This window comes from Aeromonas rivipollensis, assembly GCF_010974825.1.
GTDB lineage: Bacteria > Pseudomonadota > Gammaproteobacteria > Enterobacterales > Aeromonadaceae > Aeromonas > Aeromonas rivipollensis.
The window spans coordinates 39,821-55,496 of the sequence record NZ_JAAILA010000015.1; the positions used below are offsets into that span (position 1 = coordinate 39,821).

Genomic DNA, 15,676 nt, shown 5'->3' on the forward strand with positions numbered 1-15,676 from the left:
TGTCTGCGTTACCTGGCAGGTTGCGTTGCCTTTTTCGTTGTTAATTCCAATAACGAAATAAGGAAGTTCAAATATGTTAAGTCCAAAACTTTCCCTGCTGGCGCTCCTGGTCGGGGGACTCTGCGCTACCTCCGCCTTCGCCGCTGCCCCGGGCAAACCCACCATAGGTACGGGCCCCACCAAGTTCGCCATCGTCGAAGTCAATCAGGCCGCCTCTGCCTACAACCAGCTGGTGACAGTCCACAAGGATGGTGCCCCCGTCAGCGTGACCTGGAATCTCTGGTCCGGTGACGTCGGCCAGACCGCCAAGGTGCTGCTCGATGGCCAGGAGGTATGGTCAGGCCCGGCTTCCGCCGCGGGTACCGCCAACTTCAAGGTGACCAAGGGGGGCCGCTACCAGATGCAGGTCGCCCTGTGCAACGCCGACGGCTGCACCCTTTCCGACAAGAAGGAGCTGATGGTCGCCGATACCGACGGCAGCCACCTGGCGCCGCTCAATGCGCCCCTCAAGGAGAACAACAAGCCTTACGCCAACAAGTCCGGCAAGGTGGTGGGGGCCTATTACGTGGAGTGGGGCGTCTATGGCCGCAAGTTCACCGTGGACAAGATCCCGGCCCAGAACCTGACCCATATCCTCTACGGCTTCACCCCCATCTGCGGCGGCAACGGCATCAACGACAGCCTCAAAGAGATCTCTGGCAGCTTCGAGGCGCTGCAGCGCTCCTGTGCCGGTCGTGAGGACTTCAAGGTCTCCATCCACGATCCCTGGGCGGCTGTTCAGATGTCCCAGGGTAACCTCAGCGCCTGGGATGAACCCTACAAGGGCAACTTCGGCAACCTGATGGCCCTCAAGCAAGCCCATCCGGACCTCAAGATCCTGCCGTCGGTCGGGGGATGGACCCTCTCCGATCCCTTCTACTTCCTGGGGGACAAGACCAAGCGCGACACCTTCGTCGCCTCGGTCAAAGAGTTCCTGCAGACCTGGAAATTCTTCGACGGGGTGGACATCGACTGGGAGTTCCCAGGCGGTCAGGGGGCCAACCCCAGCCTGGGCGGCCCGAGCGATGGCGCCACCTATGTGGTGCTGATGAAGGAGCTGCGGGCCATGCTCGACGAGCTGGAAGCCGAGACCGGCCGCCAGTATGAGCTCACTTCGGCCATCAGCGCCGGCGGTGACAAGATTGCCAAGGTCGATTATCAGGTGGCCCAGCAGTACATGGACCACATCTTCCTGATGAGCTACGACTTCAGCGGCGCCTTCGACCTGACGAATCTGGCCCATCAGACCAACCTCTTTGCCTCCAGTTGGGATCCGGCTACCAAGTACACCACCGACAAGGGCGTCAAGGCGCTGCTGGGTCAGGGGGTGACACCGGGCAAGATAGTGGTGGGAGCGGCCATGTATGGCCGTGGCTGGACCGGAGTGAAGAACTACCAGGCCGGCAATCCCTTCACAGGTACCGCCACCGGGCCGGTCAGCGGCACCTGGGAAAACGGCGTGGTGGATTACCGCGACATCGTCAACAACCGCATGGGTGCAGGCTGGGAGCAGGGCTATGACGAGTCGGCCGAGGCCCCTTATGTGTTCAAGGCCAGCAGCGGCGATCTCATCAGCTTTGACAACGATCGCTCGGTCAAGGCCAAGGGGCAGTACGTGCTGGCGAACCAGCTCGGTGGCCTGTTCGCCTGGGAGATAGATGCGGACAACGGCGACATCCTCAACGCCATGCACGAGGGGCTGGGCCACGGCGAGGGCACACTGCCGCCGGTCAACAAGCCGCCTGTGGCCAATGCAGGCAGCGATTTGAGCGTCACAGGCCCGGCCGAGGTGACCCTCAACGGCGCCGCCTCCCACGATCCGGAAAGCGGCGTGCTGACCTACAGCTGGAAGCAGGTCTCGGGTCCGCAGGCTGGCTTGCTCGATGCCACCCAGGCCAAGGCCCGGGTAGTGCTGGATGCCGCCACAACCGACATCAATTTGGTGTTCGAGCTGACGGTGACCGACGATCAAGGGCTCTCGGCAAAGGATCAGGTGGTGGTGACCAACAAGGCGCCGCAGCCGAACCTGCCCCCCGTGGTTAGCGTACCGGCCAGTGCGACCGTCGAGTCCGGCAAGCAGGTGACCATCAAGGCCACGGCGTCCGATCCGAACGGTGATGCCCTGAGCTATCAGTGGAGCCTGCCAGCGGGTCTCACCGCCACCGGCCAGGACAGCGCCACCCTGGTGGTCACAGGCCCGAGCGTCACCAGCGACACTGTCTATGACCTGACCCTGATGGTGACTGACGGGGCACTGGACGCCAGCGCCGGCACCCGCCTGACCGTCAAGCCAGCGAGTACAGGTGGCGGCTGCGAGGCAACCGATCCGGATGCGGCCAACTGGCCAGCCTGGAGTGCCGGCACCGTCTACAACACCAATGACAAGGTGAGCCACCAGCAACTGGTGTGGCAGGCCAAGTACTGGACCCAGGGCAACGAGCCAAGCCAGAGCGCCGATCAGTGGAAGCTGGTGAGCCAGGTGCAGCTCGGCTGGAATGCCGCTGTGGCCTACAACGCCGGGGATCTCACCAACCACAACGGACGCAAGTGGAAGGCCCAGTACTGGACCAAGGGCGATGAGCCCGGCAAGGCCGCCGTCTGGGTAGATCAGGGGGCTGCCAGCTGCAACTGATGGTCATAAGGAATGGGGCCTGGGCCCCATTCCTTTCTCCTGTGGCGCTTGGCGGGCTGACCTCAGCTCGGGGCGGATCAACCGCCAGCCATGGCCATCAGCGTCAGCCTTTTCTAAGAAATTAATCATCCCCCTAAAGTTGAAAAAATATTTTCATCTTGAAATCGCTTTCAAGAGAGTGAGTTGGATGGTTGACATCCGCTCTCACGCCGAGCTTAACCCTGCCTTCAGGGGCATTTCTTGATAGAACACCCAGTCAAGATCCCGCTCTGCCATTTGCAGTGACTGCGCCTATGGAGAATAATCGCGACGCACTACTGATTAATTTGTGTATAAGGGCAAACCGGTCGAAAGGCCGGGACGCAAAGCTTCCGGTCTAAGGATCCATGATCTAGGACAGCGGGGCCGCCACAGGTTGTATCGATCTTCTGCCAAGGGAAGACCCTGCCCATCTGCTGGTTGCCTTGTCCTTATCGTATTGACTAATAACGAAAAGGATTATTCGCCATGCAAAGTCCACCCCTCTGTATTGTCGACCACCTTGGTTGGCGCCTCCTTCCTTTATGTCGCCTCTCCCGGCAAATCCGACCTCGGCTGGGGTGAGACCCGGTTCGCCATCACCGGGCTCAACCCGTCCGCTCACGCCCCCGGTCAAGGTGATCGCCGCCAGTGGCGGCAGAGGAGGGGATTGAACTCTGTGTTCATGTCAACGCAATAACAACGACGCGCCTGCCACCTTGGCAGGCGCCAATAATAGGGAAATCACGGAATGCAGATGAAGAAGAACAAGGGATATCTGGCGGTGCAGGGGGGCGTGCTCGCCCTGCTGGCCGTGGGTACCGGTGCCATGGCAGAGTACAACACCGTCACCGGGGAGTGGCGCAAGGATCAGACGCCGCCACGCCTCTACAACCAGCAGGCCTGGGTCAACAACTTCGCCCTGCAACTGCCGCTCGGAGCGACCTTCGCCCCCCAGATGACGGCCTGGGACGAGAACGACGGGGATCTCAGCGGCCGTATCAAACAGGTAGGCAGCGTGAACACCCAGCAGGTCGGCAGCTATCTGGCGAAGTTCGAGGTTAGCGATAATGGTTTACCCAAAAGGGTGGGCTATATGGGGTGGGGTTTTCGCACCACGACCTTCTCGTTGCCTGTCACCGTCTATGATCCCGCCGTGGCCGTGCCGAGTCTGATTCAACCGCTGAGCATCCTCTGGCAGGAGGCCCCTGTCGGCAATGGCCTGCTGAAACTGCGTCCCGGTCAGAGCCTGAGCCGAACGATCCGTATCACCTCAACCGAGCACCCCCTGAGCGGGGATGAACTGGAGATCACCCTGTTCAGGGTGCAGGAGGGGCTCTGGGGCGGTAACAACCGCCAGTTCAGCCTGCGCCTCACCGACAAGGAGAGCGGCGAACCCGCCTACGAGGGCAGCGTTTTGCTCGGCTCGGGCAAGGTGTTGACCCCGACCGCCCCCATCAAGGTGCGGGCGGATCAAGACTATGAGTTCCGTCTGACCTATGTTTCCGGTCCGAGCGAACAGGGCTTTCGTGCCAACGAGGAGGGGGAGCTCTGGCTGGCTGCTGAGGGGCGGCAGGTGCATGAGGCGAACCCCTATGCCCAGGTGTTGCCCGATCCAGCCAACAAGCTGGCTTTCGACCCGGGCTTAGACTCAGCCATGAAGCAGAAGCTGCTCAGCAGCCAGGGCGTGCCGGAGGCGCTGCTGATCGGCAAGGTGCCGAACCAGCAGGTCGCGCTGAGCTATCGCATCGCCAACCCCGCGCTGGCGAGCCTGCAACTGGTGCAGGGCGAGATCCAGGATCGGCTGCAACTGCAGGGGCTGACAGAAGGAGAGACCTGGCTCGAGATCCTGGCAGACGGTCGGCTGGTGGAGCAGGTGCGGCTGTTTATCACCTCCCCCAAGGCGATCAGCCTCTCCTATAGCTACATCGCCTTCCCTGGTGAGCGCAAGAGCCACCTGTGGGACGACGGTGCCATCATAATGGCGGACATGAGCCGCCGCCTGGCCCCCTACAACATTCGGGTCAACTGGGTGGATCACGGCGTGCTGGTGCACGAATGGGACAAGAATGGCAATGGTCAGGCTAACGAACCCGATCGCTCGGAGATGGAGGCTCCGTTGAATGAGGGCTGGATCCCGAATGCGGATCAGGTCTTCTCCAACCTCTATGTAGTGCGCGGCTACAAGAATGACGCCAAGGCGTGCAGTTACATGGGGAGTGCTTCCTCCATCGGTATGGGGGTCACCGACGGTGCGCCGCGCGTCGGTTATCGATACGCCTGTCCCGGCAACCTCACCGTCCATGGGCAGTCGCTGACCTTGACCCATGAGCTGGGTCACAATCTGGGGCTGTGGCACACAGGGGATGAGGAGCCTTACCGGGCCAGCAACCTGATGACGGCGGGACGGTTCGAGGGGGTTTTCTTCGCTGACCAGTGGCGCACCATGCACCACACCATAGAGGCCAGAATCGCGGCCGGTGATGCCGGTGTGAGCGAGGTGAGCGGCGAGCCAGAGCTGCCGCCACCCGCCGTCAATCAGCCCCCCCTGGTCAATGCGGGCAGTGATCTCAGTGCCAGGGGACCAGCCGAGCTGGTGCTCGACGGCTCCGCTTCCCGGGATCCGGAGAACGGTGCCCTGCGTTATCAATGGCGCCAGGTCGGCGGTCCGCAGGCCTCCCTGAGGGATGCGGATCAGACACGAGCCAGGCTGAGTCTGGGCACAGTCGCTCAGGATACCCAGCTGGCGTTCGAGCTGACCGTCACCGATGAGCAGGGGCTGGCAGGTGTGGACAGCATGGTGGTGACCCACCAGGCACCACCGCCCAACCAGCCACCCGTGCTGGCGGCACTGGCTCCCGCCTCGGTACAGGCGGGCAAACAGGTGAGCATCACCGCCAGCGCCACAGATCCCGATGGGGATGCACTCAGCTACCAATGGACTGTTCCGGCCGGTCTCAGTGCCAGCGGCCAGAACAGCAAGACCCTGGTGGTGACAGGCCCGAACGTCGCCAGCGACACCCTCTATGACTTGACCTTGATGGTGACCGACGGGGCGCTGGACGCCAGCGCCGGCACCCGTCTGACCGTCAGGCCGCCCAGCTCGGGTGGCGGCTGCGAGACAAGCGATCCGGATGCGGCCTACTGGCCAGCCTGGAGCGCCGGCACCGTCTACAACACCAATGACAAGGTGAGCCACAAGCAACTGGTGTGGCAGGCCAAGTACTGGACCCGGGGCAACGAGCCAAGCCAGAGCGCCGATCAGTGGAAGCTGGTGAGCCAGGTGCAGCTTGGCTGGCATGCCGCTGTGGCCTATAGCGCCGGTGAGCTTGCCAACCACAAGGGTCGCAAGTGGCAGGCCCGCTACTGGACCAAGGGTAACGAGCCCGGTACCGCCGACGTCTGGGCCGATCAGGGGGTTGCCACCTGTCACTGATTGTCTGCGGGAGTGGGGCCTGGGCCCCACTCCTTTATCCACGCCGGTGTCAGTCTGCGGTCATGGCGCCGCAGGGCAAGCTGAACCGAATTCGCCGGGTGCAGGACCCGGCAGCCGGCGTCCATGCTGTCACGCTTCCTGCAACAGGGCATGTGGACATGCCCATCACAATGAGAACCATAACAATGAAAAAAACACAGTTAGCCAGCCTCATCATGGCCGCCCTGGCGAGCGGCCCTCTGTTGGCTGCCGTTCAGGCTCCCACCTCCTTGCCCTTCAATACCCAGCCACCGACCAACGATCTGCAAGGATCCTTGGCGGCGCAGGTTCAATTCGCCCAGAGCCAGATCCTGCCGGCCCATGCCGCAGAAGGGGACAGCCAGCCCAGGCTGACCGCCCTGCGCAAGAGCCTGCTGCTGGTCAGGCCCTTGCAAGCCGAGACCGGCGTGCCTATGACGGTGACGGCGCGAGATGGCGCCGGACAGACCCTAGGGACGCTCAGCCTCAACCCGCCCGAGCAGTTGCCGAAGACGGCCTATTACCTCGATGGTTCGCCGGAAGAGGGGGTCGACTTCACCCCGGCGGCGGGGACCACCAATGTCATCAACAGCAGTGCCGAGTTGGCCCGGCTGGGTGATGCCACTGCGACCTTGCTGCAGGAGCGCCTGGGGCAGCATGCCCTGGTGGAGGTGAAGACCGCCGATGGCCGATGGGTCAGGGATATCTATCTGCCAGAGGGGGCCGCCCTGGAAGGCAAGATGGTGCGTGCAAGTTCCAATGCCGGTTACACCTCGACGGTGCGCTACAGCGGCCGCCAGGTGACCCTCTCCCGCGGTCAGACGCTGCAATTCAAGTTCGTGGGCGGCCAGTGGATCCGTGAAGGGGAGCTCGAGAACAACGGCATCCGCTATGCAGTCGATGCCTGGAGCGCCGTGCTGCCCGCCGACTGGATCCGGCCAGGCCTGAGCCTGCAGTTCAATCAGGGAAGCCTCGGCGGTGAGCTGACGGACTTGCAGGTCGGTGCCCCGAGCGAGCTGCTCATCCACACCATAGACCTTGGCATGCTGACTACTCCCCGAGATCAGTTTGCCTTCGCCAGGGATCCCGAAGCCCATCGCGAGTATTTCCAGACGGTGCCGACCAGCCGGCTGATTGTCAGCCAGTATGCTCCCCTGTCGCTGCCGGAGGTGATGCTGCCAAACGGCACCCTGCTCACCGACTTCGATCCCGGCCAGGGCGGCTGGCACGAGGGCACCATGCGCCAGCGCATCGGCAAGGAGTTGATCTCCCACGGGATAGACAATGCGAACTACGGTATCAACAGCACGGCCGGTGAGGGGGAGAGCAGCCATCCCTATGTGGTGGCCCAGCTGGCGGCCCATAACAGCCGCGGCAAGTACGCCAACGGCGTGCAGGTGCACGGTGGCTCGGGCGGAGGCGGCATAGTCACGCTCGATGCCTCTCTGGGCAACGAATTCAGCCACGAGGTGGGCCACAACTATGGCCTGGGCCACTATGTCGGCGGCTTCCAGGGCTCGGTGCACCGCAGCGCCGAGGCGGTCAATTCGAGCTGGGGCTGGGATGGGGATCGCAATCGCTTCATTCCCAACTTCGGCGTCGCCCGCAGCGGCCAGAGCGCCTGCCTCGACGGCCAGTGCCAGCCGCCTTTCGAGGGGCACTCGTTCGGTTTTGATGCCATGGCGGGTGGATCGCCCTTCTCCGGCTTCAACCGCTTTACCCTCTACACCCCGAACTCGGCCGCCATCATCCAGCGTTTCCTCGAGAGCAAGGCGGTGTTCGATGCCGCTTCCCCGACCGGATTTCGCAAGTGGGATGCCGCCACCACCACCATGGTGCCCTACCAGCACAGGGTCGAGCGGCTGGAGCAGATCAGCGCGCCCATCAAGGATCTGAGCGAGGCGAAGCTGGCGGCCCTGCTGGCGGAGTATGATCTGGTCAAGGTAGCCATGTGGGACGGCAACTGGACGCGCAACATCCAGGTGCCCCCTGCTGCTGCCGGGAATGCGGGGCGTATCCTGACCCTGGAGCACGGTGCCGGCTACAACAGCACTCTCTTCATCAACGGTCAGCAGATCACCCTCTCCCGCGGTTTCAAGAAGAGCTACACCTCGGACGGCAGCCGCTGGAACGAAGGGCCGGTGGCGGATGCACGGGTATCGCGCAAGCCACAGGCATTCGGGGTGCCGGTGACGACCCTGGTGGGCTACTACGATCCTCGCGGGCTCTTGCCGAGCTACCTCTATCCGGCCCTGCACGGCGCTTACGGCTTCAGCTATGGGGATGACGGCGAGCGGATCGGGGTGGGAGATTGCCAGCTGCAGGTGGAGACTCGGGAGGGCTTGCTGCACTTCCGGCTGGCCAATCACCGGCTCAATGCCAACCTGATGAACAAGTTCCATGTCAATGTGCCCACGGCCAGCGAGCCACGGGGTGCTGCCGTGATCTGCGCCGCCGGGACCCTGGATCAGAGGTCCATCTCGGCGCCGGAAGTGGATCTCTCCTTCACCGTCAACGGGCGCCCGCTCGAGTAAGGGGGTCGCTCCTTCATTGCCGTGAGAGAACGTATTGCCATTGGCGGAGACGCCAAATAAAAAAAAGGCCCGTACGGGCCTTTTTTCATGGGATTCAGAGCGGTTTTTGCCACAGGCTCAGCAGCAGATCCTGTTCAAGCTCGTCCGGCCCCTGCTGGGTGAAGGCGTGACGCTGTTCACCGCCAGCACGCCAGCCGAGACGGCTGGTTTCCAGCACATGGGCGCGCAGACTCTGATCCATGGTCATGGAGAACTGGCAGCGTTGCCGCTCAACGGGGACTAGCCCGGCCAGGGCTGGCCAGCTGAGGGGGTGCTCCATGCTCACCGGGTTGAGGCTGACCCTCAGCTGCCACTGGTGGCGCGGGCCGGGTTGCAGGTGAAGCAGGTAGCCGCCCGGGGTCAGCAGGCTGACCAGCAGCTCTGTCTTGATCTTGAGGTCGTTGACCAGCAGCACCTGGGCTGAGCCGGCCAGCAGCGGCGCCTTGGCCGGATCGGCGATGACGAAATGGCCGTCGGGTTGCGCCTTGTTGGCGGCGAAGATGGCGTTCTTGGCCAGATCGAGGCCGCCAAATTGCCAGCCCGGCAGGCGCTCTGCCAGGGCGCGGCAGTAGTACCCCTCACCACAGCCGAGATGGATCAGCTCGCGCTCGCCGAGCGGAGCCAGCAGGGTCGCCATGGCCTCTACCAGGGGCAGCTGGTGTCCCTGCTCCAGGAAGCGGCGCTTGGCGCGCAGCAGGGCACGGCTGTCGCTGTCCTTGGGATCCTTCTTGCCCGGGATGAGATCCAGATAACCTTCCGGGGCCGGATCGAAATGGTGCTTGTTGTCGCAATAGACCCCGCGGGAGGCTTCATGAAGATGCAGGGGGCTGCGGCACAGGGGACATTGAAGTTGCATACACACTCGCTTGGTTGAAGCCGGGGAAGGGCGTGCGGGATTATAGGGGAGGAGATCAGAAAAGGCTGCCGTGGCAGCCTTTTTTATCCAACGGCCCTGTGCTGAGCCGTCGGGGAACCCGGTCAGCGGGTGCCAAACACCACTATGGTCTTGCCGTGGGCCGAGATGAGCTCCTGCTCTTCCAGCATCTTGAGGATGCGGCCGACGGTTTCGCGAGAGCAGCCGACGATCTGGCCTATCTCCTGGCGGGTGATCTTGATCTGCATGCCATCCGGGTGGGTCATGGCGTCCGGCTGCTTGGCCAGGTTCAGCAGGGTCTGGGCAATCCGGCCGGTCACGTCCAGGAAGGCGAGGTTGCCGACCTTCTGGCTGGTGTGCTGCAGGCGCTTGGCCATCTGGCCGGAGAGGCGCAACAGGATGTCCGGGTTGACCTGGATCAGCTGGCGGAACTTCTTGTAGGAGATCTCGGCGACTTCACAGGCGCCTTTGGCACGTACCCAGGCGGAACGCTCCGGATTCTCGTTCTCTTCGAACATCCCCATCTCGCCCAGGAAATCCCCCTGATTCAGGTAGGAGAGGATCATCTCCTTGCCCTCGTCATCCTTGATCAGGACGGCGACTGTACCCTTGACGATGTAGTAGAGGGTTTCCGCTTTTTCACCGGCGTGAATAAGGGTGCTCTTGGCGGGATACTTATGAATGTGGCAATGCGACAAGAACCACTCGAGGGTGGGATCGCTTTGCGGTTTGCCAATGATCATGAGACTTCCTCTGTAGTGTCATTTTTATGGACTGTGCGTCCAGGCAAGTTGCCAAGCTTGCCATTCCTTAGTCTTTGGTCGCAGTAGAATAAGAGCCTTTGTCTGTGCTGACAAGGCTTTGGGACTTTGGTGTCCATCTGTGTGCATCGATCTGCTGCGCCGTCCGGGCCATTCTAGGCAAGAAGGGGGGGAGATATGTTGATTTCGATCTATTTCCTTCAGGGTCTGCCGCGGTTTCGGAACAAGTCGCGGCGCCGGGACTCGGCGGTCATGAAACCGGGAGTGGCGCAACGTGACGGGGCATGTGCCACTCGACCCCTGCTTGAGGTATGCTATGGGCGTCAGAACCGTCGTCATTGAGAGGAAATGTGAGATGAAAGCCAAGGTCAGCTGGGTGGAAGGCATGAAGTTTGTGGGCGAGAGCGAGTCCGGTCATCAGGTGACGCTGGACGGCGCCAACCCGGGCGAAGGTGCCAGCCCGATGGAGATGATCCTGCTGGCTGTCGGTGGCTGCAGCTCCATCGATGTGGTCTCCATTCTGGAGAAGGCGCGCCAGAGCGTGACCGCCTGTCATGTGGAGCTGGAAGGGGCCCGTGCTGACTCAGTGCCCCGGGTGTTCGAGAAGATCCACCTCAAGTTCGTCGTGACCGGCAAGGGGCTGGCCGAGAAACAGGTTGCCCGCGCGGTCGACTTGTCGATGGAGAAGTATTGTTCCGTTTCCCTGATGTTGGAAAAAGCGGTAGAAATTACCCATAGTTATCAAATCGTTGAAGCTTGATAGTTGTAGTTTGTCCCGTCGATAACGCCATGACATAAGGAAAGTGCGATGAAAAAGATAATGATGTTGCTTCCCCTGTTCGGGCTGGCTGCCTGCAGCATGCCGCAGCCCACCCAGTATCAATACAGCCAGTATCAGTGCGGGGAAGAGTTGTTGGCCATCACCTATGATGCCCAGGCCGACATGGTGCAGTTCCCTTATGCCGGGGTCTATCACAAGCTGGGTCGCATCGAGTCACCCAAAGAGACCGCCAGCTATTCCGATGGGGTGACCACCTTCTCCCACCAGGAAAAACAGGCCACTCTGGTCAAGAACGGCGTGACTCTGCTGACCTGCGAACTGAAGTAATCGTCATGCCGTGCAACGGCGTGTATCCACAACGGCCTGCTTGAAGCAGGCCGTTGTGTTATGGGGCGCTCATTGAGCGGGCAGGGAGTCCAGGAGTTGAGCGGCGAGCTGCTGGCTCAGCTGGCTGCGCTCGTCCTCGGCGACGGGCACGTCGCTGGCGAGCTGGATGGCGCTGCTCCAGACGCTTTGCTGGGTGCGCCTGTCGATCAGCAGTATGGCCAGGGTGCCCTTGCGGGCATCGGCGGCGGCATTGAGGCCAGGGGTCATGCCGATGCGGGAGAATATCTCCCCATCGCTCATGTCCTGGCTGCCCGCTACCCCGATGGCGACCCAGACGTCGGCCTCATCGAGGGGCACGCTGCGCCAGCCCTTGCCATCGAGCGCCTGGGTGACGGCCTGCTGCACCGGCTCCAGCCAGGGCGCGGCGCTGTTGCCTGCGTACTGGAACTGCTCCGCCAGCGCATAGCGTGGCGTCGCCCCGTAGGCCCAGTTTTCTGCCGGACGGACCACCATGGTGCCCGTCTCGACCGTGGGGGCGGCGGGGCCTGTGCTGCAACCGCCCAGCAGAGCTGCCAGTGTGAATGAGAGAAGTGCACCGCGCATCATAAGCTCCTTGGCTCAGGTGATCTTGCCGGTTTCTAACAGTTGCTGGATCAGGGGGCGCAGGATCAGCTCCATCGCGAAACCCATCTTGCCCCCCGGCACCACTATGGTATTCATCCTGGACATGAAGGCCCCGTCTATCATCGACAGCAGGTAGGGGAAGTCCACCTGCTTGATGCCCCGAAACCGGATCACCAGCATACTCTCGTCCAGGCTGGGTATCACCTTGGCACTGAAGGGGTTGGAGGTGTCCACCGTCGGCACCCGCTGAAAGTTGATGTGGGTGCGGGAGAACTGAGGGGTGATGAAGTTGATGTAGTCATCCATGGAGCGGACTATGGAGTCGGTCACCGCCTCGCGCGAATGCCCGCGCTCCGAGGTGTCGCGAATGAGCTTCTGGATCCACTCCAGGTTGACGATGGGCACCACGCCGATGAGAAAGTCCACGTGACGGGCCACATTGTGTTCGCCGGTCACCACGCCGCCATGCAGACCTTCGTAGAACAGCAGGTCCGTCTCCCCCGGCAACCCCTGCCAGGGGGTGAAGGTGCCCGGCATCTGGTTGAAGGGGACTGCCTCGTCGAAGCTGTGCAGGTAGCGTCTGTACTGGCCGCTGCCGCTCTGACCGTACTCCTGGAAAAAGGATTCCAGCAGGCCGAAGTCGTTGGCCTCGGGGCCGAAGTAGCTGATATGGCGCCCTTGCTCGCGCGCCTTGCGGATCGCCACGTCCATCTCGGGCCGGGTATAGCGGTGAAAACTGTCCCCCTCGACCACGGCCGCCTTGTATCCGAGCTGATGGAACATGGAGCGGAAGGCGTTGGTGGAGGTGGAGGTGCCGGCACCGGACGAACCGGTAACCGCAATGATGGGATGCTTGGCCGACATAGAATTCTCTCTTCCTTGGGAGTTCCGTTATAAAGGCAGGTTCAAAGTGCGGTCAAGTGCAGCCTTGCTGCGTGGGCGCCATCATGAGCCCCCATGCCCCTCGGCGGCTGGTCTCCATCGGCGCCGCGAAAGTCGGCGACAGAGGCAAAAAATAAGCCGATTTGAAACGCCAGCCTCATCGGGCGAGCCGCCCCTCTTCCCCCCTGAACTGAGCGCCGCACCGCCGTGCTTGGCGGGGCCCGTGCCGGACGTTGTTCAGCCTGCGTTCCTTCTCTTGTGTCATTCTGCCGGAAAGTCGTCGCCCGGCGCATTGCTCAAATGCGTCTTGGGCACGACGTTGACACTCTCGTGCAACTCGCTGTAGACGAGCACGGCACTACCTTGTAGTAATTGTTGTCTGACCTCTTCAACCTTGTAGGCCAGGCTGACATCCTGTTCGCCGTATTCGGTGCCTTCTTGCAGGACGAAATGCTCGAGCAGGTTGTTGAGGGTATCTGGATCCAGTTCTTGCCAAGGGATAATCATGATTTCATCTTCAGTCATAGCGATACGGATATTGTCGGTGTCTGACCGGCAAGCGCAAGGAGTTTATCTGGACCTGAGCGAGGGTTCCCATGGCATCAGCTGAACAGCGCCGCCCCACCAGTCAGTTCGACCAGCACCTTAATGATACGCGTCGGCGTGCCCTGAGCGCAGGGCTGCGCTGGTTCTGGGTCATCAACCAGCTGGCGATCCTCTATCTGCTGGCGCGCTTCTATCTCTATCAGGATGCCCGGCTGGTGGCGATCGATGGGCTGCCCTGGCGCTATGAGTATCAGATTGCCCTGGTGCTGCTGGCGAGCGTGCTGCCGCCCCTGGGCTGGCGCTGGTTCTCTCGCCAGGGAACACAGAGATGGCAGCCCTGGCTCTGGGGCTGCGCCATGTTATGGGGACTGGCCTGGGCGATGACGGCCTATGCCATTGCCACCATAGAGCTCAGAGGGGGGTTCAGCCTGGCATTCAACATGGTCAGCCTGTTGCTGCTGACGGCCCTGATCGCCTTCTATTACGAGTGGCGCGTCTTCTACAGCCTGAGTGCTCCGCCCCTGATCTTCCTGCTGTTTGAGGAGCACTGGGTGATGGTGCCGTCCGTCACTGTGCACTGGCTGGCGGCCGGTGGCTTGTTGATCATCCTGGAGACGGGGCGGCGGATGCTCAACGGCTGGTTCGAGCTGGCGGTGTCGCGCGAATATGACAACCTGATGCTGGCGCGCAAGATGAATGCCATGGCCCACAGGGATCCTTTGACCGGGCTCGCCAACCGCCGACACTTCGATCAGGTCTGCAAAAACGCCATCGCACAGGGCACGACGCTGGAGACCCCCTTCACTGTGATCCTGCTGGATGTGGATTTCTTCAAGCGATACAACGACCACTACGGCCATCAGGCGGGGGATGAGTGCCTGATCCTGGTGGCAGAGTGCCTGGAGGAGAGCGTGCGGGAACCCGGCGATCTGGTGGCCCGTTACGGCGGGGAGGAGTTCGTGGTGTTGCTGCAGGAGACGGACCTGGCCGCCGGCGAGCGGGTCGCACAGCGGATCCGCACTACCCTGGCCGCCCGGGCGCTGCCTCACGCAGCCTCAGAGGTGGATCCCCATCTCACCCTGAGCCAGGGGATCGCCCAGTGGCGTCAGGGGGAGAGCCTGGTCATGCTGCTCGAGCGGGTGGATGGCGCCCTCTATGAAGCCAAGGGGGCAGGGCGCAACTGCTACCGCCGGGCATCCTGAGTCTGTTCCCGCAGCCACTGGCTGATGCGCTCCTCCAGCCAGAAGCGGGGTCGCCAGGGGGTACCGTGCAGGAAGCCCACGTGGCCACCACGGCGGCTCAGCTCGTAGCGCACCATGGGTGAGAGTTGTTCCGGTCTGGGGATCACGGCCCCTGTCATGAAGGGATCGTCGGCGGCGTGGATGATCAGGGTCGGGATGGTGATGCGGGCCAGGAGATCAAGGCCGGAGCAGGTCTGATAGTAGTGATCGGCGCTGTCGAAGCCATGGAGCGGGGCCGTGACCTGTTCGTCGAAGTCGCGCAGGGTAGCGATGCGGCTCACCTGCTCCGGTTGCCAGCGAGCTGCGGCTTGTTGGCGGATCTTGCGCAGCAGATTGGCCCTCATGGTGCGCAGCAAGTAACTCTGATACACCCGTGAGAACCCCTGATTGACCCTGTCGGCGCAGCTTGCCAGTTGCAGCGGCGCCGAGATCACCACGGCGGCAGTCAGTTCATCCGGACAGCCCCGCGCCAGCAGATTGACCAGCATGTTGCCCCCCAGGGAGTAGCCGATGGCGACCAGCGGCTTGCCGGGAAAACGGCGACCCAGCTCGGCGATCAGCGCCTCTGCATCCTCGATGGCACCGGAGTGATAGGCCCGCAGCAGCCGGTTCGGCTCGCCGCTGCATCCCCGAAAATGCATCAGCACGGCGTCGTTCCCCTGCCGCTGCAGATGGGCAAACAGTCCCTTGGCATAGTGGGAGTGAATGCTGCCCTCCAGACCGTGAAACAGCACCAGCAGCGGCCGCTCATCCTGGCTGATGGCCCCGCTCCAGGCGAGGTCGACGAAGTCCCCATCCGCGAGTTCGAACCGTTCCGGGATGAAGCGGGCCGGCGAGCGGCGCAGCCACTTCGGCAATATGGTCTGCAGGTGGGCATTGCGGGCCCACCAGGGGGCGTGGAAGTGGCTTTCTGTCAGCATGCAA

12 protein-coding genes and 1 riboswitch are annotated in these 15,676 nt (G+C 62.4%); of the genes, 6 read left to right on the plus strand and 6 right to left on the minus strand.

The window, feature by feature from the left end; translation table 11 throughout:
* The first annotated feature begins 73 nt into the window (after positions 1–73).
* The 3 genes from G4923_RS11490 (at position 74) to G4923_RS11500 (ending at position 8,677) form a co-directional block, all read left to right on the plus strand.
* Positions 74–2,671 (plus strand): glycosyl hydrolase family 18 protein, encoded by a 2,598-nt coding sequence (locus G4923_RS11490; protein WP_163137119.1) that lies wholly within the window; start codon positions 74–76, stop codon positions 2,669–2,671.
* 327 nt (positions 2,672–2,998) lie between these two features.
* Positions 2,999–3,084, plus strand: a riboswitch (cyclic di-GMP riboswitch).
* A gap of 362 nt (positions 3,085–3,446) precedes the next feature.
* Positions 3,447–6,125 (plus strand): PKD domain-containing protein, encoded by a 2,679-nt coding sequence (locus G4923_RS11495; RefSeq protein ID WP_163137120.1) that lies wholly within the window; start codon positions 3,447–3,449, stop codon positions 6,123–6,125.
* A gap of 185 nt (positions 6,126–6,310) precedes the next feature.
* Positions 6,311–8,677 (plus strand): M66 family metalloprotease, encoded by a 2,367-nt coding sequence (locus G4923_RS11500; protein WP_276208951.1) that lies wholly within the window; start codon positions 6,311–6,313, stop codon positions 8,675–8,677.
* Between the two features lie 94 nt (positions 8,678–8,771).
* Here G4923_RS11500 and G4923_RS11505 read toward each other — a convergent pair whose 3' ends face one another.
* Together G4923_RS11505 and crp are read right to left on the minus strand one after the other, a co-directional pair.
* Complete coding sequence (locus tag G4923_RS11505; protein ID WP_106885954.1) at positions 8,772–9,572, minus strand: putative RNA methyltransferase; 801 nt, start codon at positions 9,570–9,572, stop codon at positions 8,772–8,774.
* A 122-nt stretch (positions 9,573–9,694) separates the two neighbouring features.
* Complete coding sequence (gene crp / locus G4923_RS11510; RefSeq protein WP_025328082.1) at positions 9,695–10,333, minus strand: cAMP-activated global transcriptional regulator CRP; 639 nt, start codon at positions 10,331–10,333, stop codon at positions 9,695–9,697.
* Positions 10,334–10,706: 373 nt separating this feature from the next.
* Between crp and G4923_RS11515 the strand changes: the two genes are divergently transcribed.
* Both G4923_RS11515 and G4923_RS11520 read left to right on the plus strand, forming a co-directional pair.
* Complete coding sequence (locus G4923_RS11515) at positions 10,707–11,111, plus strand: OsmC family protein (protein WP_106885955.1); 405 nt, start codon at positions 10,707–10,709, stop codon at positions 11,109–11,111.
* Positions 11,112–11,159: 48 nt separating this feature from the next.
* The gene (locus G4923_RS11520; RefSeq protein WP_025328080.1) at positions 11,160–11,459 is read left to right on the plus strand and encodes a hypothetical protein; all 300 of its coding nucleotides are present in this window, start codon (positions 11,160–11,162) and stop codon (positions 11,457–11,459) included.
* A gap of 69 nt (positions 11,460–11,528) precedes the next feature.
* Here G4923_RS11520 and G4923_RS11525 read toward each other — a convergent pair whose 3' ends face one another.
* The 3 genes from G4923_RS11525 to G4923_RS11535 all read right to left on the minus strand — a co-directional run bounded on the left by G4923_RS11525 (position 11,529) and on the right by G4923_RS11535 (position 13,472).
* Positions 11,529–12,062, minus strand: a complete 534-nt coding sequence (locus G4923_RS11525; RefSeq protein WP_106885956.1) for a DUF4136 domain-containing protein — start codon at positions 12,060–12,062, stop codon at positions 11,529–11,531.
* A gap of 15 nt (positions 12,063–12,077) precedes the next feature.
* Entirely contained in the window at positions 12,078–12,947 is an 870-nt protein-coding gene (locus G4923_RS11530; RefSeq protein WP_106885957.1) for a phosphoribulokinase, read from the minus strand.
* Positions 12,948–13,226: 279 nt separating this feature from the next.
* Positions 13,227–13,472 carry a YheU family protein gene (locus G4923_RS11535; RefSeq protein WP_163137200.1) on the minus strand — a complete coding sequence of 82 codons (246 nt, stop codon included), beginning with the start codon at positions 13,470–13,472 and terminating at the stop codon, positions 13,227–13,229.
* A gap of 89 nt (positions 13,473–13,561) precedes the next feature.
* Between G4923_RS11535 and G4923_RS11540 the strand changes: the two genes are divergently transcribed.
* Complete coding sequence (locus tag G4923_RS11540) at positions 13,562–14,713, plus strand: GGDEF domain-containing protein (protein WP_106885959.1); 1,152 nt, start codon at positions 13,562–13,564, stop codon at positions 14,711–14,713.
* On the opposite strand, the gene G4923_RS11545 is transcribed toward G4923_RS11540, so the two are convergent.
* Positions 14,695–15,672 carry a hydrolase gene (locus tag G4923_RS11545; RefSeq protein ID WP_163137121.1) on the minus strand — a complete coding sequence of 326 codons (978 nt, stop codon included), beginning with the start codon at positions 15,670–15,672 and terminating at the stop codon, positions 14,695–14,697. The two genes, G4923_RS11540 and G4923_RS11545, sit on opposite strands and share 19 nt — an antisense overlap.
* Between the last annotated feature and the right edge of the window lie 4 nt (positions 15,673–15,676).